General features: G+C 73.5%; 15 protein-coding genes. 10 read left to right on the top strand and 5 right to left on the bottom strand.

All coding sequences use genetic code 11. The features are described 5' to 3' along the window. Positions 1-197: 197 nt before the first annotated feature. Positions 198-1,241, top strand: a complete 1,044-nt coding sequence (locus tag QNH85_RS02395) for a TerC family protein (protein WP_282944290.1) — start codon at positions 198-200, stop codon at positions 1,239-1,241. 7 nt (positions 1,242-1,248) lie between these two features. Further along, on the top strand, positions 1,249-2,265 hold the full coding sequence (locus tag QNH85_RS02390; RefSeq protein WP_282944288.1) for a TerC/Alx family metal homeostasis membrane protein: 1,017 nt from the start codon (positions 1,249-1,251) through the stop codon (positions 2,263-2,265). A gap of 30 nt (positions 2,266-2,295) precedes the next feature. On the opposite strand, the gene QNH85_RS02385 is transcribed toward QNH85_RS02390, so the two are convergent. Then, on the bottom strand, positions 2,296-2,592 hold the full coding sequence (locus QNH85_RS02385) for a YciI family protein (RefSeq protein ID WP_282944286.1): 297 nt from the start codon (positions 2,590-2,592) through the stop codon (positions 2,296-2,298). A 56-nt stretch (positions 2,593-2,648) separates the two neighbouring features. On the opposite strand from QNH85_RS02385, the gene QNH85_RS02380 reads away from it, so the two are divergent. Then, a complete protein-coding gene (locus QNH85_RS02380) occupies positions 2,649-3,491 on the top strand; it encodes an aldo/keto reductase (protein ID WP_282944285.1) in 843 nt (280 codons plus the stop codon). Between the two features lie 2 nt (positions 3,492-3,493). Next, positions 3,494-4,660, top strand: a complete 1,167-nt coding sequence (locus QNH85_RS02375) for an acyl-CoA dehydrogenase family protein (protein ID WP_282944355.1) — start codon at positions 3,494-3,496, stop codon at positions 4,658-4,660. Positions 4,661-4,733: 73 nt separating this feature from the next. Here QNH85_RS02375 and QNH85_RS02370 read toward each other — a convergent pair whose 3' ends face one another. The 3 genes from QNH85_RS02370 to QNH85_RS02360 all read right to left on the bottom strand — a co-directional run bounded on the left by QNH85_RS02370 (position 4,734) and on the right by QNH85_RS02360 (position 8,794). Next, positions 4,734-6,029 (bottom strand): DUF4190 domain-containing protein, encoded by a 1,296-nt coding sequence (locus QNH85_RS02370; protein ID WP_282944283.1) that lies wholly within the window; start codon positions 6,027-6,029, stop codon positions 4,734-4,736. Between the two features lie 195 nt (positions 6,030-6,224). After that, positions 6,225-6,902 (bottom strand): MBL fold metallo-hydrolase, encoded by a 678-nt coding sequence (locus tag QNH85_RS02365; protein ID WP_282944281.1) that lies wholly within the window; start codon positions 6,900-6,902, stop codon positions 6,225-6,227. Beyond that, on the bottom strand, positions 6,899-8,794 hold the full coding sequence (locus QNH85_RS02360) for a glycoside hydrolase family 15 protein (RefSeq protein WP_282944279.1): 1,896 nt from the start codon (positions 8,792-8,794) through the stop codon (positions 6,899-6,901). Before QNH85_RS02360 ends, QNH85_RS02365 begins: the two co-directional genes overlap by 4 nt. A 101-nt stretch (positions 8,795-8,895) precedes the next feature. Here QNH85_RS02360 and uvrA point away from each other — a divergent pair, with 101 nt between their 5' ends. Then, positions 8,896-11,757, top strand: coding sequence for an excinuclease ABC subunit UvrA (uvrA, locus tag QNH85_RS02355; protein WP_428830340.1), 2,862 nt, complete (start codon positions 8,896-8,898; stop codon positions 11,755-11,757). A gap of 32 nt (positions 11,758-11,789) precedes the next feature. On the opposite strand, the gene QNH85_RS02350 is transcribed toward uvrA, so the two are convergent. Next, positions 11,790-12,323, bottom strand: coding sequence for an OsmC family protein (locus tag QNH85_RS02350; RefSeq protein WP_213284226.1), 534 nt, complete (start codon positions 12,321-12,323; stop codon positions 11,790-11,792). Positions 12,324-12,406: 83 nt separating this feature from the next. Between QNH85_RS02350 and uvrC the strand changes: the two genes are divergently transcribed. The 5 genes from uvrC (at position 12,407) to gap (ending at position 18,695) form a co-directional block, all read left to right on the top strand. Further along, positions 12,407-14,491 (top strand): excinuclease ABC subunit UvrC, encoded by a 2,085-nt coding sequence (gene uvrC, locus QNH85_RS02345; RefSeq protein WP_282944278.1) that lies wholly within the window; start codon positions 12,407-12,409, stop codon positions 14,489-14,491. Next, complete coding sequence (gene rapZ / locus QNH85_RS02340; protein ID WP_213284228.1) at positions 14,488-15,435, top strand: RNase adapter RapZ; 948 nt, start codon at positions 14,488-14,490, stop codon at positions 15,433-15,435. Before uvrC ends, rapZ begins: the two co-directional genes overlap by 4 nt. Before the next feature lie 4 nt (positions 15,436-15,439). Beyond that, the gene (locus QNH85_RS02335; RefSeq protein ID WP_282944275.1) at positions 15,440-16,459 is read left to right on the top strand and encodes a gluconeogenesis factor YvcK family protein; all 1,020 of its coding nucleotides are present in this window, start codon (positions 15,440-15,442) and stop codon (positions 16,457-16,459) included. 4 nt (positions 16,460-16,463) lie between these two features. Further along, the gene (whiA, locus tag QNH85_RS02330) at positions 16,464-17,444 is read left to right on the top strand and encodes a DNA-binding protein WhiA (protein ID WP_213284229.1); all 981 of its coding nucleotides are present in this window, start codon (positions 16,464-16,466) and stop codon (positions 17,442-17,444) included. A gap of 246 nt (positions 17,445-17,690) precedes the next feature. Then, complete coding sequence (gap, locus tag QNH85_RS02325) at positions 17,691-18,695, top strand: type I glyceraldehyde-3-phosphate dehydrogenase (RefSeq protein WP_213284230.1); 1,005 nt, start codon at positions 17,691-17,693, stop codon at positions 18,693-18,695. Positions 18,696-18,796 lie beyond the last annotated feature (101 nt).

Here is an 18,796-nt window from a genome sequence, read left to right as displayed (position 1 = left end):
GCGAGGTCCCTGACGTGTCGCGGGTCATGCTGCCGACGTGGGACTCATGACCTATGCTTGCGCACGCAGTGGAGGGGAGTATCCCGACACGACGCCCCCGTCATCACGGCCGCCTCTGACGCCGGCCCGGGACGTCGGCCCGGTTCACGGGTGGGAGAGACCTCCGGTACTTCGTCGTCTGTACCGGAGGGTGATCTATGTCTGTCGACCTGTGGGTCTGGATCGTGACGGGTGTCGCGATCGTCGGTCTGATCGTGTTCGACTTCTTCGCGCACGTCCGCACGCCCCACGCACCGTCGTTCCGCGAGGCCGCGATCTGGTCCACGGTGTACATCGCCCTGGCGATCGTCTTCGGCGTGGGCCTGGGGATGGTGTGGGGCTGGGGCCACGGCACCGAGTACTTCGCCGGGTACGTGACCGAGAAGAGCCTGTCGGTCGACAACCTCTTCGTCTTCCTCATCATCATGACGAAGTTCGCGGTACCCCGGGAGTTCCAGCAGAAGGTGCTCCTGGTCGGCGTCGTGATCGCGCTGGTCCTGCGCACGGTGTTCATCCTCGCGGGGGCCGCGGCCATCGAGCGCTGGTCCTGGGTGTTCTACATCTTCGGCGCGTTCCTCGTGTACACCGGCATCAAGCTCGCCCGGGAGAAGCACGAGGCGGACGAGCTGGAGCACGCGAGCGAGGAGAAGGACGGTCTCGCGGTCCGGCTGCTGAAGAAGGTCGTCCCGACGACGAACGAGTACCACGGCGACCGCCTCACCACCCGCATCGACGGCAAGCGGTTCATCACCCCGATGCTCGTCGTGATGGTGGCGATCGGCTCGACCGACCTGCTCTTCGCGCTCGACTCGATCCCCGCGATCTACGGCCTGACGCAGGAGCCGTACATCGTGTTCACGGCCAACGCGTTCGCGCTGCTCGGCCTGCGCCAGCTGTACTTCCTGATCGGCGGGCTGCTGGAGCGCCTGGTGTACCTCAACAAGGGCCTGGCGTTCATCCTGGCGTTCATCGGCGTGAAGCTGGTGCTGCACGCGATGCACGAGAACGAGCTGCCCTTCATCAACGGCGGCGAGCACATCGAGTGGGCCCCGGAGATCCCGACGTGGCTCTCGCTGCTCGTCATCCTCGGTACGCTGACCGTCGCCACGATCGCGAGCCTGGCCAAGACCCGGCGCGACGACCGCGACGCCGCCCCGGCCGTGACCGCCGCCGAGGAGCCTGCCGTCACCAAGGAGCACTGACCCGCGCATGGACGTCTCGCCGCTCGTCTGGTGCGTGTCCCTCGGCCTCGCCGCCGCCGTCCTGATCCTGGACGTGGCGGTGGTGGGCCGGCGGCCGCACATCCCGTCGACGGCGGAGTGCCTGCGGTACCTCGGTGTGTACATCGGCCTGGCGCTCGCCTTCGCCGTGGTCGTCGCCCTGGTCTGGGGCGCCGACCCGGCGGGGGAGTTCGTCGCCGGGTGGCTGACCGAGTACTCGCTGTCGGTCGACAACCTGTTCGTGTTCCTGCTGATCATGTCCCGGTTCGCCGTGCCGCGGCAGTACCAGCAGACGGCGCTGCTGATCGGCATCATCCTGGCGCTGGTGTTCCGCGGGGTGTTCATCGGGATCGGCGCCGCGGCGATCGCGTCGTTCTCGTGGGTGTTCTACCTGTTCGGCGCGTTCCTGGTGTGGACAGCCGTGAAGGTCGCCCGCGAGGGGGTCGGCGAGGACGCGGACGAGGCGGCCGACGACTACAAGGCGCCGGCGTTGGTCCGGGTCGTGCAGCGGTTCCTGCCGACGACCGACGGGTACCACGGCGTCCGGCTCACGGCCCGGGTCGAGGGCCGGCGGCACGTCACGCCGATGCTGCTCGTGCTGGTGGCGATCGGTGCGACGGACCTGCTGTTCGCGTTCGACTCGATCCCCGCGGTGTTCGGCCTCACGCAGGAGCCGTACCTGGTCCTCATGGCCAACGTGTTCGCGCTGATGGGCCTGCGCCAGCTGTACTTCCTGCTCGGCGGGCTGCTCACCCGGCTGCGCTACCTCAACATCGGGCTCGGCGTGCTGCTCGGATTCATCGGCGTGAAGCTCGTGCTGCAGGCGCTCCACGAGAACACGCTGCCGTTCGTCAACGGCGGCGAGTCCGTCGGGTGGGCGCCCGAGCTGCCGTCGTGGGTGTCGCTCGCGGTGATCGTCGTGACGCTGGCCGTCACCGCGGCCACGAGCATCGCCGCGTCCCGGCGCGACGAGCGGCGCGCGACGGCCGAGGTCGACGCGCGCTGACGCCGCGCCGGGGCGGCGGGACCGGCGGCGTCAGCCCGCCACGCCGGCCGCCCAGGGGCCGATGACGAGCTTCCACTCGCGGATCTCGACGTCCGCGATGACGCCGGCCCGGGCGAACGGGTCGTCGGCCAGGAGCACCTCGAGCGCGGCGCGGTCGGTGGTCTCGAACGCCAGGAGCGCACCGGGCGCCCCGTCGGTGAACGGCCCGGACCCGTGCAGCAGCCCGCGCTCGGCGAGCTCGCCCAGGTACGCGCGGTGCTCGGGGCGGACCTGGTCCTGCAGGTCGGCGCGCTGGTCGTAGGTGTACCGGACGGCGAAGGTGGTCATGCGGTCATCCTGCCGCACGCGCCCGGCCACCCGCGCGGGGGTGCGAGAGTAGCCGTATGAGCCTCACCCCTTCCCAGGTCCCGGCCGTCCCGCTGCGGGACGGCACCTCCATCCCGCAGGTCGGCTTCGGCGTGTTCAAGGTCGACGACGCCGGCGCGGAGGCGGCGGTCGGCCACGCGCTCGCCGCGGGCTACCGCCTCGTCGACACCGCGAAGCTGTACGGCAACGAGGCGGGCGTGGGCCGCGCGGTGCGCGCCTCGGGCCTGCCGCGCGACGACGTCTACGTCACCACGAAGCTGTGGAACGACGACCAGGGCCGCGACCGCACCCTCGCGGCCTTCGAGGCGTCGGTGGCCCGGCTCGACCTGGGCGTCCCGGACCTGTACCTCATCCACTGGCCGTTCCCCGGGCAGGACCTGTACGCGGAGACCTGGCGCACGCTGGTCGAGCTGCGGGACGCCGGCCGGGTGCGGTCGGTGGGGGTCTCGAACTTCACGCCCGCGCACCTGCGGCGGGTGATCGACGACTCCGGGGAGGTGCCGGTCCTCAACCAGGTCGAGCTGCACCCGTACCTGCAGCAGCGTGAGCTGCGCGCCTTCCACGCGGAGCACGGCATCGCGACCGAGGCCTGGTCGCCGCTGGGCCGGGACACCGGGCTCCTGGACGACCCGGTGATCGTCGACGTGGCCCGCGCGCACGGCGTGACGCCCGCGCAGGCGGTGCTGCGCTGGCACCTGGACCTCGGCACGGTGGTGATCCCGAAGTCGGTGACGCCGGAGCGGATCCGCGCGAACCTCGACGTCCTCGGCTTCTCGCTGACCGCGGAGGACCACGAGCGGATCGCCGGTCTCGACCGGGGCGGACGCATCGGTCCCGACCCCGACGTGCTGGGGGCGTGACGATGACCCGCCCGGCCCCCCGGACGCTGCTGACCGACGACGTGCTCGCCCGGATCGCGGAGCGGGCGCCCGTGCACGACCGCGAGAACACGTTCCCGCACGACGACCTCGCGGACCTGCGGGCCGCCGGCTACCTCGCGGCGTTCGTCCCGGCCGAGCTCGGTGGTGCCGGCCTCACGCTGGCGGAGGTGGCACGCGAGCAGGCGCGGCTGTCTGGCGCGGCGCCGGCGACGGCCCTGGCCGTGAACATGCACCTCGTGGTGACCGGCATGGCCGCGGTGCTCGCGGCGCGCGGCGACGACTCGCTGGCGTTCGTCCTGCGGGACGCGGCCGAGGGGGAGGTGTTCGCGTTCGGGAACTCGGAGGCCGGCAACGACCTCGTGATGTTCGGCTCCCGGACGCGGGCCGAGCGGCAGGCGGACGGCGGCTACCGGTTCACCGGGACGAAGATCTTCACGTCGCTGTCGCCGGTGTGGACGAGGCTCGCGACGTTCGGGCTGGACGAGGACCACCCGGACGGCCCGCGCCTCGTGCACGCCGTCGTGTCCCGGGAGGACGGCGGCATCCGGACGAAGGACGACTGGGACACGCTCGGCATGCGCGCGACCCAGAGCTGCACCACGGTGCTCGACGGCGCGCCGGCGCGGGCCGAGCGCGTGTTCCGCGCGCTGCCGCCGGGGCCGAGCGCCGACCCGTACGTGTTCGCCCTGTTCGCGGTGTTCGAGGTCCTGCTGGCCGCGGTCTACACGGGGATCGGCCGCCGCGCGCTCGACCTCGCGGTCGCGGCCGCGCACCGGCGCACGTCCATGAAGAACGACGGCCGCAGCTACGCGCAGGACCCGGACATCCGGTGGCGGGTGGCCGACGCCGCGATCACCCAGGACGGCATCGAGCCGCAGGTGTGGGCGCTCGCGCGGGACGTCGACGAGCAGGTGGACCACGGCGCCCGGTGGTTCGCCCGGCTGGTCGGCCTGAAGGTCCGGGCCACCGAGACGGCGCGCGTGGTGGTGGACCAGGCGATCCGCGTGTCCGGCGGCGGCTCGTACTTCAGCGGCAGCGAGCTCGGGCGGCTGTACCGCGACGTGCTCGCCGGGATCTTCCACCCGTCGGACGACGAGTCGGCGCACGGGACCGTCGCGACCGCGTGGCTCGGGCCGCTCGACCGCTGACGGGACGGCGCACGCACGACGACGGCCCCGGGCGTGCTGCCCGGGGCCGTCGTCGTGCGGGGGAGCGGCTGCGTCAGCCGCCGATCTCCGCGGCGCAGCTCGCCGCGAACTCGACGCGGTTGCCGCAGGTGGTGCCGAACTCCTCGTACGCGGAGCCGGACTCCGACTGCCAGTACAGGTCGTCGCACGCGGTGCCGCTGCCGGCCTCGCAGGCGTCCCACAGGGCGTCGAGGGCCGGGTCGTCGCCGTAGGTCTGCGCACCGGAGGTGGTCTCCTCCTCGGGCACGGCCTCCTCGGCGGTGTCGCAGAACTCGGTGCCGTCGGTCAGCCCGCCGCAGGTGGCGCCGAACTCCTCGTAGTCGGACCCCGAGGGGGCGGAGCTGTAGAGCTCGTCGCACGCGGCCGCGTCACCCGACTCGCAGGCGTCCCACAGGGCGTCGAGCGCCTCGTCGTCGCCGTAGGTGAACCGCGTCGGGTCGATCGCCGTGCAGCCCGCGCCGCCGTCGGTGCGGTCGCCGCACGTCCAGCCGAAGTCCTCGTCGTCGGAGCCGGGCGTCGACTCCTGGTAGAGGTCGTCGCACGCCGCCATCTCGCCGGACTCGCAGTCGGAGCGCAGGTCGTCCATGCGCTCGTTGTGCGCGGTGATGCCGAGGAAGATCGCGACGCCGATGGCGATCGACGCGAGGATCGCGAGCGAGCCCAGGACGATGCCCGCGATCGCGAGGCCCTTGCCCTGGGTGCCCTTCTGCTTGGTGCGGCGCAGGCCGATCACGCCGAGGACGATCGGGATGACGCCCAGGCCGAAGATGCCGGTGACCAGGGCGGCGATCGACACGCCGTCGGTGCTGGAGCCCTGCGGGGGGCCGGGGTACTGGCCGGGGGCGTACGGGGACGGGGCGCCCGGGTAGCCGCCGCCGGGGTAGCCGCCGCCGGGGTAGCCGCCCTGCTGCTGGTCGCCCTGCGGGTAGCCGGCCTGGGGATAGCCGCCCTGCGGGTAGCCGGCCTGGGGGTAGCCGCCCTGCTGCTCACCGCCCTGTGCGGACGAACCCTGTGCGGACGACCCCTGGGGGTACGAGCCCTGCGGGTAGCCCGGCTGGGGGTAGCCGCCCGCGGCGGGGTACGCCTGCGTGGGGCTGGCCGCGGGGTACGCCTGCGTCGGGTCGGCGGCCGGGTAGGCCTGCGTGGGGTCGGCGGCGGGGTACGCCTGCGTCGGGTCGGCCTGACCGGGCGCCTCGCCGGCGCCGGACGTCGCCTCGTAGCCGGACGGGGCCGGCGCGGCCGGCGGTTCGGCGCCCGTACCGGGGCTGGGCCAGCCGCTGCTGTCGGGCTGCTTGCCCGGTTCCGGCGTGGAGGTGCCGTCGTTGGACATGGATATCCCCTCGTTCTCTGTGTCGATGCTGTGCGCCACTATGGCAGAACCGGGGGAGACCAGGACGAACGCGTCCGGAAGTTCGCCCGGCCACGGCGCGGTCCAACCGCCGGCGCGTGGTCACCGGCCGCAGGGTCACCGGCCGCACGGTCACCGGCCGCACGGTCACCGGCGGCACGGCTCCCGGCCGCACAGTCACCAGCCGCGCGACCGCCACGCGCCCAGCGAGGGCCGCTCCGCGCCGAGCGTCGTGCCCCGCCCGTGCCCGGGGTGCACGCACGTGTCGTCGTCGAACCGCGCGAACACCCGCCGCTCCAGGTCGTCCATCAGCGAGGCGAAGTCCGCCGGGCTCGTGGTGCGGCCCGGCCCGCCCGGGAACAGCGAGTCGCCGGTGAGCAGGTGCACGCGTCCGGCGGCGGCCCCCTCCTGCCGCACGACGTCGGGCTCCCGGTAGGCGAGGGCGATCGCGCCGGGGGTGTGCCCGCGCAGGGCGATCACCTCGAGCCGGAGGTCGCCGACGGCCAGCACGTCCCCGTGCCGCAGGGCGCGCGGCGGCGTCGTGCCGGCGGCCGCCGCCACCGCGTCCACGTCGGCCTCACCCGCGGCGTGCGGCGCCCCGGTGGCCGCCAGCACCGCCGCGAGCGCGCCGAGGTGGTCGGCGTGCCGGTGCGTGGTGACGACCAGGTCGAGCCGCCCGTCGGGCGATCCCGTGCGGACGAGCGCGAGCAGGCGGTCGGGCTCGGCGGCGGCGTCGACGAGCAGCTGCGCGCCGGTCCGCCGGCAGGTGAGCAGGTACGCCTGGTTCTCCATCGGTCCCACGCGGAGCGTCCGCAGGACGAGGTCGTCGAGCACCAGCCCGTCCGCCGCGGTCACGGGCGGCCCACCGTCTCGGCGGTGGGCTCCGGACGCCCCGCCCGCGCCACCGCCTCCTCGTGGCTGTGCACCGCCCGCACCAGCGCGAGGTGCGACAGCGCCTGCGGCAGGTTCCCCGCCATCCGCCCGGTCGCCGGGTCGTGCTGCTCGGCGAGCAGGCCGACGTCCGTCAGCAGCCCCGTCAGCACGTCGAGCACGGCGGCCGCCCCCGCGACGTCCCCCTGCCGGGCGAGCGCGTCGGCGAGCCAGCCGGAGCACGCGAGGAACGGGTGCTCGCCGCCGCGCACGCCGTCGTCGGTGCGCTCGGGGCGGTACCGGTGCAGGAGCCCGGGGGCCACCTCGAGCTCGGCGCGCACCGCGGCGATCGTGCCGGCCAGCCGCGGGTCGCCCGGGGGCAGGAAGCCGACCTGCACGAGCTGCAGCAGCGACGCGTCGGTGTGCGTGGCGCCGTAGTACTGCACGAACGTCCCGCGGCCGGCGTCCCAGCCGTGCGCGAGGACGTCCGCGTGCACAGCGTCGCGCTCCTGCCGCCAGCGGTCGACGGGGCCGGGCAGGCCGTGCTCCTCGACGGCGCGCACGGCGCGGTCGAGCGCGGCCCACGCCATCACCTTCGAGTGCGTGAAGTGCCGGGGCTCGCCGCGGACCTCCCAGATGCCGCTGTCCGGCTGCCGCCACGTCCGGCACAGGTGGTCGACCAGGTGCACCTGGAGCGACCAGGAGTCGGTGCTCTCGGCGACGCCCACGGACCGGGCGAGGTGCAGGGCGCACATCACCTCGCCGAGCACGTCGTTCTGCACCTGGCCGACGGCGGCGTTGCCGACCCGCACCGGCCGGGAGCCCGCGTACCCGGGGAGGTGGTCGAGGGTCCGCTCCGGCAGCTCCCGGCTGCCGTCCACCGCGTACATGATCTGGACGTCGGCCGGGTCGCCCGCGACCGCGCGCAGCAGCCACTGCCGCCACGCCTGGGCCTCCTCCCGGTAGCCGTGCTCGAGCAGCGCCTCCAGGGTCATGGCCGCGTCCCGCAGCCAGCAGTACCGGTAGTCCCAGTTCCGCTCGCCGCCGAAGTCCTCGGGCAGCGACGTGGTCACCGCCGCGACGATCCCGCCGGTCTCGGAGTCGCTCAGCAGGCGCAGCACGAGCAGCGACCGCACGACGGCGTCCCGGTAGGCGCCGGTGTACCGGCAGGCCTGCGCCCAGCGGCCCCACCGGTGCTCCGTGGCCTCGATGCGGTGCTCCAGGCGGGGGGCGCGCGGGACCGGGAGCCACGACGGCACCCACGTCGACGACACCTCGACGGACTCCCCGGCCGCGAGGGAGAACTCGTCGACGTGCGCGCGGCGCTCGCCACGGCCGCGCGGTCGCGGCAGCCGCTCGCCGCGCAGCACCAGGCTGTCGGGTCCCGCCACCGCCTGGATCACCTCCGCGCCGTCCGGGTCGGTCACGCGGTGCACCCAGGGCTCGACCTTGCCGTAGCCGAACCGCACGACCCACTCGTGCCGCACGTCGACCGTCCCCGCGGTCGCGGTGATCCGCCGGACGACGTCGCAGCGCCCGTCGCGGAGCGGCATGGCGTCGAGCAGGACCGCGGTCCCCGTCGGTGACTCGAAGGTGGTCTCGAGCACGAACGAGTCGCCGAGGTACCGGCGCGTGACCCGGGTCGCGTCGGGCACGGTGAGCAGCCACCGGCCGTGCTCGGGCCCGCCGAGCAGGGCGGCGAAGCACGCGGGGGAGTCGAACCGCGGGGCGCAGAGCCAGTCCACCGAGCCGGCCCGCGAGACCAGCGCTGCCGTCCGCCCGTCGCCGAGCACGGCGTAGTCGCCGATCGGGGTCGGTGGCGCGGGCGCCGCCGTGGGCTGCGTCACGGACGAGGCGGTGGGGCGCGGGTCGGGCATGGCCTCATCATGCGTCCGAGCAGCACGGACGCGCCGCCCGAGCCGTGCGCACCGTTCGAACACATGTGCGTGTGTCGGTGCTGCGCCGTAGCATGGCGCGCGTGAATGATCGACTGGTGGTCCAGGGGGCCCGCGAGCACAACCTGCGCAACGTCGACCTGGATCTCCCGCGTGACCGGCTCATCGTGTTCACGGGGCTGTCCGGCTCGGGGAAGTCCTCGCTGGCCTTCGACACCATCTTCGCGGAGGGGCAGCGGCGGTACGTCGAGTCGCTCTCGGCGTACGCCCGGCAGTTCCTCGGGCAGATGGACAAGCCCGACGTCGACTTCATCGAGGGCCTGTCCCCGGCGGTCTCGATCGACCAGAAGTCGACCAACCGGAACCCGCGGTCGACGGTCGGCACCATCACCGAGGTCTACGACTACCTGCGCCTGCTGTTCGCGCGCGCCGGCACCCAGCACTGCCCGGTGTGCGGCGAGCGCGTGACCGCGCAGACCCCGCAGCAGATCGTGGACCGGCTGCTCGAGCTCCCGGACGGCACGCGGTACCAGGTGCTCGCGCCGGTCATCCGTGGCCGCAAGGGCGAGTACGCCGACCTGTTCAAGGAGCTCCAGGCCAAGGGCTTCGCCCGTGCCCGGGTGGACGGCGAGGTCGTCCAGCTCGCCGAGCCGCCGGCGCTGGAGAAGAAGCTCAAGCACGACATCGAGGTCGTCGTCGACCGCCTGGTCGCCCGCGAGGGCGTGCAGCGCCGGCTGACCGACTCCGTGGAGACCGCCCTCGGCCTGGCCGGCGGCCTGCTGGTCGTCGAGATGGTCGACGCCGACCCGGACGACCCCGAGCGGGAGCGGCGCTTCTCCGAGAACCGCGCGTGCCCGAACGACCACCAGCTCACGCTGGAGGAGATCGAGCCGCGCACGTTCTCGTTCAACGCCCCGTACGGCGCCTGCCCGGAGTGCACGGGCCTCGGCTCGCGGCTGGAGGTCGACCCGGACCTCGTCGTCCCGGACGAGGACCTGTCGCTGCGCGAGGGCGCGATCGCGCCGTGGGCGCAGATCTCCTCGGAGTACTTCGAGCGTGTGCTCGACGCCCTCGCCTCGGACCTCGGCTTCTCCATGGACCAGCCGTGGCGCGCGCTCCCCGAGCGGGCCCGCAAGGCGGTGCTGTACGGCGAGAACCACAAGGTGCACGTCAAGTACAAGAACCGCTGGGGCCGCGAGCGGCAGTACTCCACCGGCTTCGAGGGCGTCGTCACGTTCCTCGAGCGCCGGCACGGCGAGACCGAGTCGGAGTGGAGCAAGGAGAAGTACGAGGCGTTCATGCGCGAGACGCCGTGCCCCGTGTGCGACGGCACGCGCCTCAAGCCCGAGGTGCTCGCGGTGCTCGTCGGCGGCAAGTCCATCGCCGACGTGTGCGCCCTGCCGATCCGGGAGGCGCGCGACTTCCTCGACTCCCTGGAGCTCGGGGTCCGCGAGCGGCAGATCGCCGAGCAGGTGCTCAAGGAGATCCAGGCCCGCCTCGGCTTCCTGCTGGACGTCGGCCTCGACTACCTCTCGCTCATGCGGCCCGCCGGCACGCTGTCCGGCGGCGAGGCGCAGCGCATCCGGCTCGCCACGCAGATCGGCTCCGGCCTGGTCGGCGTGCTGTACGTGCTGGACGAGCCGAGCATCGGCCTGCACCAGCGCGACAACCGCCGCCTGATCGACACGCTGACCCGCCTGCGGGACCTCGGCAACACGCTCATCGTCGTGGAGCACGACGAGGACACCATCCGGACGGCCGACTGGATCGTCGACGTCGGCCCCGGCGCGGGCGAGCACGGCGGCCGCGTCGTGCACTCCGGCGACCTCGAGGGCCTGCTGGCGTCGCGCGAGTCGGTGACCGGTGCGTACCTGTCCGGACGCCGGACGATCCCGATGCCCGCTCAGCGCCGCAAGGTCGACAAGAAGCGTCAGGTCACGGTCGTCGGCGCGCGGGAGCACAACCTGCAGGGCGTCGACGTGTCGTTCCCCCTGGGCACGCTCACGGCGGTGACCGGCGTGTCGGGCTCCGGGAAGTCCACGCTCGTGAACTCGATCCTCTACACCGTGATGGCCAACGAGCTCAACGGCGCCCGACGCGTCGCGGGCCGGCACAAGCGGGTCACCGGGCTCGACCAGCTCGACAAGGTCGTGCACGTCGACCAGGGCCCGATCGGCCGCACCCCGCGCTCGAACCCCGCGACGTACACCGGCGTGTGGGACCGGATCCGCAAGCTGTTCGCCGAGACCACCGAGGCGAAGGTCCGCGGGTACACCGCCGGCCGGTTCTCGTTCAACGTCAAGGGCGGCCGCTGCGAGGCGTGCTCGGGCGACGGCACGCTGAAGATCGAGATGAACTTCCTGCCGGACGTCTACGTCCCCTGCGAGGTCTGCCACGGCGCCCGGTACAACCGCGAGACGCTCGAGGTGCACTTCAAGGGCAAGACGGTCGCCGAGGTGCTGGACATGCCGATCGAGGAGGCCGCGGACTTCTTCGCAGCGGTCCCCGCGATCAGCCGGCACCTGCGCACCCTCGTCGACGTCGGGCTCGGCTACGTGCGGCTCGGCCAGCCCGCCCCCACGCTGTCCGGCGGCGAGGCGCAGCGCGTGAAGCTCGCCACCGAGCTGCAGCGCCGGTCCACGGGCCGCACCGCGTACGTCCTGGACGAGCCGACCACCGGCCTGCACTTCGAGGACATCCGCAAGCTGCTGGGCGTCCTGCAGGGCCTGGTCGACAAGGGCAACACCGTGATCGTGATCGAGCACAACCTCGACGTGATCAAGAACGCCGACTGGGTCATCGACATGGGGCCCGAGGGCGGTTCGGGCGGCGGCACGGTCGTCGCCCAGGGCACGCCCGAGCAGGTCGCGCGCGTCGAGGGCAGCCACACCGGGACGTTCCTGGCGGAGGTGCTGGACGACAAGCGCGAGCCCGTCAGCGCCTGACGGGGCTCGACCGGCTCAGCCCGGCGACCAGGTCAGCCCGGAACCGGGTCGGCGTCCGCGGCCTCCAGCACCGCGGGCGCCGGCTCGGTCAGCACCGGGAAGCTCACCGACCGGCTGATGTAGCAGTGCTCGTGCGCCCGGTGGTGCAGGTCGGCGAGCTGGGCGTCCAGCCCGGACGCGTCGTCACCGGCCGCCGCGACGGCGCCGCCGGGCCGCACGGTCACGAGCGGACGCAGGATCACCTCGGTGAACTGCCCGTGCCCCGCCGCCTCGACCCGCATGGTCCCGGTGGCCCGGTCGCTGTACCCGACGACGACCACGCCCGACGTGGCGGCGAAGTGCAGGAACCAGAGCATGTGGCACTCGGCCAGGGCGGCGACGAGCAGCTCCTCCGGGTTGTGCCGCGTCGGGTCGCCCCGGAACGCCGGGTCCGCGGACCCGAGGATCGTCGGCTTGCCCGCGACCTGCACCTCGTGCTCGCGGCCGTAGGACGTGTACCCGGTCGTCCCGGACGCGCCCGCGCCCGTCCACACGACGTCGGCGGCGTACGTGTGCAGGAGGCTCATGCCTCAGGGTAGGCGCCCCGGTGCCTCCCGCCCCGGCCGGTCCCGCGCAGGATGTGTCGGCAGGTCGAATTAGGCTGCTCCATATGGCTGATCCCGCGACCTACCGCCCCGCGCCGGGGGAGATCCCGGACTCACCCGGGGTGTACCGGTTCCGCGACGAGCACGGCCGGGTCATCTACGTCGGCAAGGCGAAGAGCCTGCGCCAGCGCCTGAGCTCGTACTTCCAGGACGTCGCGAACCTGCACCCGCGCACGCAGACGATGGTCACGACGGCGGCCTCGGTGCAGTGGACCGTCGTCGGCACCGAGGTCGAGGCGCTGGCGCTGGAGTACTCCTGGATCAAGGAGTTCGACCCGCGGTTCAACGTGAAGTACCGGGACGACAAGTCCTACCCGTACCTCGCGGTCACCCTGGCGGACCAGTACCCGCGCGTGCAGGTGATGCGCGGCGCCAAGCGCCCCGGCACCCGGTACTTCGGCCCGTACGCGCACGCCTGGGCGATCCGGGAGACGGTCGACCTGCTGCTGCGCGTGTTCCCGGTGCGCACCTGCTCCGCTGGGGTGTTCAAGCGCGCCCGGCAGCAGGGCCGGCCGTGCCTGCTGGGGTACATCGACAAGTGCTCGGCGCCCTGCGTCGGCAAGATCTCCCAGGAGGACCACCACGTCCTCGCGGAGGAGTTCGCCGACTTCATGGCCGGTGACACCGCCCGGTTCACCAAGCGGCTGACGGCGCGCATGCAGGAGGCGTCGAACGAGCTGGACTTCGAGCGCGCCGCCCGGCTGCGCGACGACATCGCGGCGCTGCAGCGGGCGACCGAGAAGAACGCGGTCGTCCTCGCGGACGGCACGGACGCCGACATCTTCGCCCTGGCCGGCGACGAGCTCGAGGCCGCCGTCCAGGTGTTCCACGTCCGCGGCGGCCGCATCCGCGGTCAGCGCGGCTGGGTGGTCGAGAAGGTCGAGGCGCTCACCGACGCCGACCTGGTCGAGCACCTGCTCCAGCAGGTCTACGGGGACACCCCGGGCGGTGACGCCGCCGCGGGTGCCACTGCCGGCGCGGTCCCGCGCGAGGTGCTCGTCCCGGTGCTGCCCCCGGACCTCGAGCAGGTCGAGGCGTGGCTCTCCGGCCTGCGGGGCAGCCGCGTGCAGGTCCGCGTCGCGCAGCGCGGCGCCAAGCACGAGCTCGCGGAGACGGTCCGGAAGAACGCGGAGCACGCCCTCGCGCTGCACCGCACCCGCCGTGCCGGGGACCTCACGACCCGCAGCCAGGCGCTGCGGGAGATCCAGGAGGCGCTCGCGCTGGAGACGGCGCCGCTGCGCATCGAGTGCTACGACGTCTCGCACAACCAGGGGACGTACCAGGTCGCGTCGATGGTGGTGTTCGAGGACGGGCTGCCCCGCAAGAGCGAGTACCGGACGTTCGGCATCCGCGGTCCGGAGGGCACCGGCGCGCGCGACGACACCGCCGCCATGCACGAGGTGATCACCCGCCGGTTCCGCCGCTACCTCGCGGAGCGGGAGCAGGCCGGTGACCTGGAGCTCGGGCTGGGGGAGGACCAGGTCGCCGAGGCGCTGGCGGACGCGGACGCCGGCCCCCTGCGGTCGGGTCCCATCGACGAGACCACCGGGCGCCCGCAGCGGTTCGCGTACCCGCCGAACCTCGTCGTGGTCGACGGCGGCCCGCCCCAGGTGGCCGCCGCGGCCGCCGCGCTGGCGGAGCTCGGCATCGACGACGTGGCGCTCTGCGGCCTCGCGAAGCGGCTGGAGGAGGTGTGGCTGCCGGGGGAGGACTACCCGGTGATCCTCCAGCGGTCGTCCGAGGGGCTGTACCTGCTGCAGCGCGTCCGCGACGAGGCGCACCGGTTCGCGATCACCGCGCACCGCAAGAAGCGCAGCAAGGGCATGACCGTCTCGGCCCTCGACTCCGTGCCCGGCCTCGGCCCGGCGCGGTCCGCGGCGCTGCTCAAGCACTTCGGCTCGCTCAAGCGGCTCAAGGCGGCCTCGGCCGAGGAGATCGCGTCGGTGCCCGGCATGGGGGCGCGCACCGCCGCCGCGGTCGTCGCCGCCCTCGCCGCGCCGTCCCCGGACGCCGCGCCGTCCCCGGACGCCGCGCCGTCCCCGGAGCCCGCGCAGCCCGCCCCCGGCACGGCTGGCATGCTGGGCTCATGAGCGACGAGATCTCGCCGATCACGGTGCCCACCGGCATCCCGGCGATCGAGGCCGCCACCGCGGCTCCCCACCTCCAGCAGCCGCACGTCCTGATCATCACCGGCATGTCCGGCGCCGGCCGCACCCGCGCGGGCGCCGTCCTGGAGGACATGGGCTGGTACGTCGTCGACAACCTGCCCGCCCAGATGCTCACCCACCTGGTGGGGATGCTCACGCACGGGGGCCCCCCGAGCGCCGACCTGCGGCTCGCGGCGGTCGTGGACGTGCGCGGCCGGGAGTTCTTCGCCGACCTGCTCGCCGTCCTCGCCCAGCTGCGCGAGTCCGGCGTCGACTACCGCATCCTGTTCCTCGACGCGTCGGACGAGGTGCTGGTCCGCCGCTACGAGCAGGTCCGCCGACCGCACCCGCTGCAGGGCGAGGGTCGGATCCTCGACGGGATCGCCGCCGAGCGGACCCTGCTGTCCGACATCCGGGAGCGGGCGGACGTGCTGATCGACTCCTCGGAGACGAACGTGCACGAGCTCGGCCGGATCGTCCGCGCGGCGGTGTCGACCTCCGAGCAGGAGGACGCCCTGCGGGTCAACGTCATCTCGTTCGGCTTCAAGTACGGCATCCCGCTCGACGCGGACCACGTGGTGGACGTGCGGTTCCTCGCGAACCCGTACTGGATCACCGAGCTGCGGCACATGTCCGGCCGCGACGCCCCCGTGCGGGACTACGTGCTCGGCCTGCCGGGCGCCCTGCAGTTCGTCGACCGGTACGTCGACGCCCTCGAGCCGGTGCTGGCGGGTTACCTCGCGGAGGAGAAGCGGTACGTCACCGTCGCGGTGGGCTGCACCGGCGGCAAGCACCGGTCGGTCGCCATCAGCGAGGCCATCGCGGAGCGCCTGCGCGCCCGCGGCCAGCGCGTGACCGTGGCGGCGCGCGACCTCGGCAAGGAATGACCTGGTGAGTCCTGTCCGTGACGGGCAGCCCGCGTTCGTCGCGCTCGGCGGCGGGCACGGCCTGTCCGGGACGCTGTCCGCGCTGCGCCGGGTGACGGACCGGCTGACGGCCGTCGTCACCGTGGCCGACGACGGCGGCTCCTCCGGGCGCCTGCGGGACGAGCTCGACGTCCTCCCGCCCGGTGACCTGCGGATGGCGCTGTCGGCGCTGTGCGACGACTCCGACTGGGGCCGCACGTGGCGCGACGTGCTGCAGCACCGTTTCACGTCCAGCGGCGACCTCGACCAGCACGCGGTCGGCAACCTGCTGATCGTGGCCCTGTGGGAGCTGCTCGGCGACACCGTGGACGGCCTGGACTGGGTCGGGCGGCTGCTCGGCGCCCGCGGTCGGGTGCTGCCGATGGCCGCCGTCCCGCTGGCCATCGAGGCCGACGTGGTGCGGCCCGACGGGACCGCCGAGCTCGTGCGCGGGCAGAGCCACGTGGCGGTCGCCCGCGGGCGGATCGACCAGGTCCGCCTGGTGCCCGAGCGCCCGCCGGCGCTGCCCGAGGCGGTGGCCGCGGTGCTCGAGGCCGACTGGGTCGTCCTCGGGCCTGGCTCCTGGTACACCTCCGTGATCCCGCACCTGCTGGTGCCGGAGCTCGCCGACGCGCTGCACCGCACGACCGCGCGCCGGATCGTCGTGCTGAACCTCAGCGCGGACGCCGAGACGGCGGGGATGGGCCCGTGCGAGCACCTCGACGCCCTGCGCCAGCACGCGCCGGACCTGCGCCTCGACGCGGTGATCGCCGACCCGGGGTCCGTGGACGACGTCGACGAGCTCGTGGAGCGCACCCAGGGCGCGGGCGGCCGCCTGCTGCTGCGGCAGGTGCGCCGCGGCGACGGCACGCCCCGGCACGACGCGCTCCGGCTCGCCGCCGCCATCAGCGACGTCGTGGACGGGTACCTCGGCGACGTCGGCGGCGCCGGGGGAGCCGGCGGCCGCCCGGGCGGGCCTCGCGCCCCGCGCGGGATGGCAGGATGACGGCATGGCTCTGACGGCACAGGTGAAGGACGAGCTTGCGCGGCTCCAGGTCGACAAGACGTCGTGCCGGAAGGCGGAGGTGTCGGCGACCCTCCGGTTCGCGGGCGGCTTGCACATCATCTCGGGGCGCATCGTCATCGAGGCCGAGCTGGACACCGGGGCGGCCGCGCGCCGGCTCCGGACCGCCATCGCCGAGGTCTACGGGCACGCGTCCGACGTGATCGTCGTGTCCGGGGGCGGGCTGCGGCGCGGCAACCGGTACGTCGTGCGCGTGGTGAAGGACGGCGAGTCGCTCGCCCGGCAGACGGGCCTGCTCGACAACCGCGGGCGCCCGGTGCGGGGCCTGCCGCCGCAGATCGTCGCCGCCGGCGCGCAGGAGGCCGAGGCCGCCTGGCGCGGGGCGTTCCTGGCGCACGGCTCCCTGACGGAGCCGGGCCGGTCGTCCGCCCTCGAAGTCACGTGCCCGGGCCCGGAGGCCGCGCTCGCGCTCGTCGGCGCCGCCCGCCGGCTGCAGATCCCGGCGAAGGCGCGCGAGGTGCGCGGCATCGACCGCGTGGTCATCCGCGACGGCGACGCGATCGCCGCCATGCTGGCCCGGCTCGGCGCGCACGACACGTTGCTCGTCTGGGAGGAGCGCCGGGTGCGCCGCGAGGTCCGCGGCACCGCGAACCGCCTCGCCAACTTCGACGACGCGAACCTGCGCCGCTCGGCCCGGGCCGCGGTCGCCGCGGGGGCCCGCGTGGAGCGGGCGTTCGAGATCCTGGGCGCCGACGTGCCGGAGCACCTGCGGGAGGCCGGCGAGCTGCGGCTCGCGCACAAGGAGGCGTCGCTCGAGGAGCTCGGCAAGATGGCCGACCCCGTGCTGACCAAGGACGCGGTCGCGGGCCGGATCCGCCGCCTGCTGGCGACCGCCGACAAGCGCGCGGCCGACCTGGGCGTCCCGGACACCGAGGCCGGCCTGAGCCCGGACCTGCTCGACCTGTAGCGACCGCGCGGCGCACGCGCGCCGCACCGGGTGAAACCGTCCCGCGCACCACCCGCGACGCCGCCGGCAGGCAGACCTTGGTCCCTGCGGCACCGGTCGCGCGGGTATAGGCTCTGTGCCATCCGGAGATCACCTGCGGGTCAAGATCGTGTGACCACGGCGTTTCCGGGAGCGCACAGCGGCGTGCGCAGTCCATCACCGCAACAGTGTGTGCCGGCCCCTGCCGGCGCGTGCCGAGGAGGGCAAGTGACCATCAAGGTCGGCATCAACGGCTTCGGCCGCATCGGGCGCAACTTCTACCGGGCCATCGTGGCGTCGGGCGCCGACATCGAGATCGTCGGCGTCAACGACCTGACGGACAACAAGACGCTCGCGCACCTGCTCAAGTACGACACCGTGCTGGGCCGCTTCCCGCTGAGCGTCGGCTTCGACGACGAGAACATCATCGTCGACGGCAAGAACATCCGCGCCCTCGCCGAGCGCGACCCGGCCAACCTCCCCTGGGCCGAGCTCGGTGCGGACATCGTCATCGAGTCCACGGGCTTCTTCACCGACGCGACCAAGGCCAAGGCCCACATCGAGGCCGGCGCCAAGAAGGTCATCATCTCCGCCCCGGCGAAGAACGAGGACGGCACGTTCGTCGTCGGCGTGAACCACGAGCAGTACGACCCGGCGACGCAGCACATCATCTCGAACGCGTCGTGCACCACGAACTGCCTCGCCCCGCTGGCCAAGGCGCTGAACGACTCGATCGGCATCGAGCGTGGCCTCATGACCACGATCCACGCCTACACGGGTGACCAGAACCTGCAGGACGGCCCGCACCGCGACCTGCGCCGCGCCCGCGCCGCCGCGCAGAACATCGTCCCCACCTCGACCGGTGCGGCCAAGGCCGTCTCGCTCGTGCTGCCGGAGCTGAAGGGCAAGCTGGACGGCTACGCGCTCCGCGTCCCGACCATCACCGGCTCGGCCACCGACCTCACGTTCACCGCCTCCCGCGAGGTCACCGTGGACGAGGTCAACGCCGCGGTGAAGGCCGCCGCCGAGGGTCCGCTCAAGGGCGTGCTGTCCTACGTCGAGGACGAGATCGTGTCCTCGGACATCGTCACCGACCCGCACCAGAGCATCTTCGACTCGAAGCTCACCAAGGTGTCGGGCGACCTGGTGAAGGTCGTCTCCTGGTACGACAACGAGTGGGGCTACTCGAACTCCCTCGTCGCCCTCACCAGCTACGTCGGCGAGCGTCTCTGACGCCCACCGCTCGCTAGCGACGGTCATGCGTCCGCGTGCGCCGGGGTCGGTCTCGACCCCGGCGCCCGCGGACGCTGCCATGTAGAGCCAGGGCCACCTCC

Source organism: Cellulomonas endometrii (assembly GCF_949769265.1).
Taxonomy (GTDB): domain Bacteria; phylum Actinomycetota; class Actinomycetes; order Actinomycetales; family Cellulomonadaceae; genus Cellulomonas; species Cellulomonas endometrii.
Note: the sequence above shows the minus strand (reverse complement) of the source record. Positions and strands in the feature narration are given on the sequence as shown.

What these genes read in the sequence shown, in the direction of transcription:
- QNH85_RS02375 (WP_282944355.1), top strand. Translation starts at nt 3,494, where the DNA reads ATGACCCGCCCGGCCCCCCGGACGCTGCTGACCGACGACGTGCTCGCC.
- whiA (WP_213284229.1), top strand. Translation starts at nt 16,464, where the DNA reads ATGGCTCTGACGGCACAGGTGAAGGACGAGCTTGCGCGGCTCCAGGTC.
- QNH85_RS02385 (WP_282944286.1), bottom strand. Translation starts at nt 2,592, where the DNA reads ATGACCACCTTCGCCGTCCGGTACACCTACGACCAGCGCGCCGACCTG.
- QNH85_RS02360 (WP_282944279.1), bottom strand. Translation starts at nt 8,794, where the DNA reads ATGCCCGACCCGCGCCCCACCGCCTCGTCCGTGACGCAGCCCACGGCG.
- rapZ (WP_213284228.1), top strand. Translation starts at nt 14,488, where the DNA reads ATGAGCGACGAGATCTCGCCGATCACGGTGCCCACCGGCATCCCGGCG.
- QNH85_RS02390 (WP_282944288.1), top strand. Translation starts at nt 1,249, where the DNA reads ATGGACGTCTCGCCGCTCGTCTGGTGCGTGTCCCTCGGCCTCGCCGCC.
- QNH85_RS02380 (WP_282944285.1), top strand. Translation starts at nt 2,649, where the DNA reads ATGAGCCTCACCCCTTCCCAGGTCCCGGCCGTCCCGCTGCGGGACGGC.
- QNH85_RS02350 (WP_213284226.1), bottom strand. Translation starts at nt 12,323, where the DNA reads ATGAGCCTCCTGCACACGTACGCCGCCGACGTCGTGTGGACGGGCGCG.
- QNH85_RS02370 (WP_282944283.1), bottom strand. Translation starts at nt 6,029, where the DNA reads ATGTCCAACGACGGCACCTCCACGCCGGAACCGGGCAAGCAGCCCGAC.
- uvrC (WP_282944278.1), top strand. Translation starts at nt 12,407, where the DNA reads ATGGCTGATCCCGCGACCTACCGCCCCGCGCCGGGGGAGATCCCGGAC.
- QNH85_RS02395 (WP_282944290.1), top strand. Translation starts at nt 198, where the DNA reads ATGTCTGTCGACCTGTGGGTCTGGATCGTGACGGGTGTCGCGATCGTC.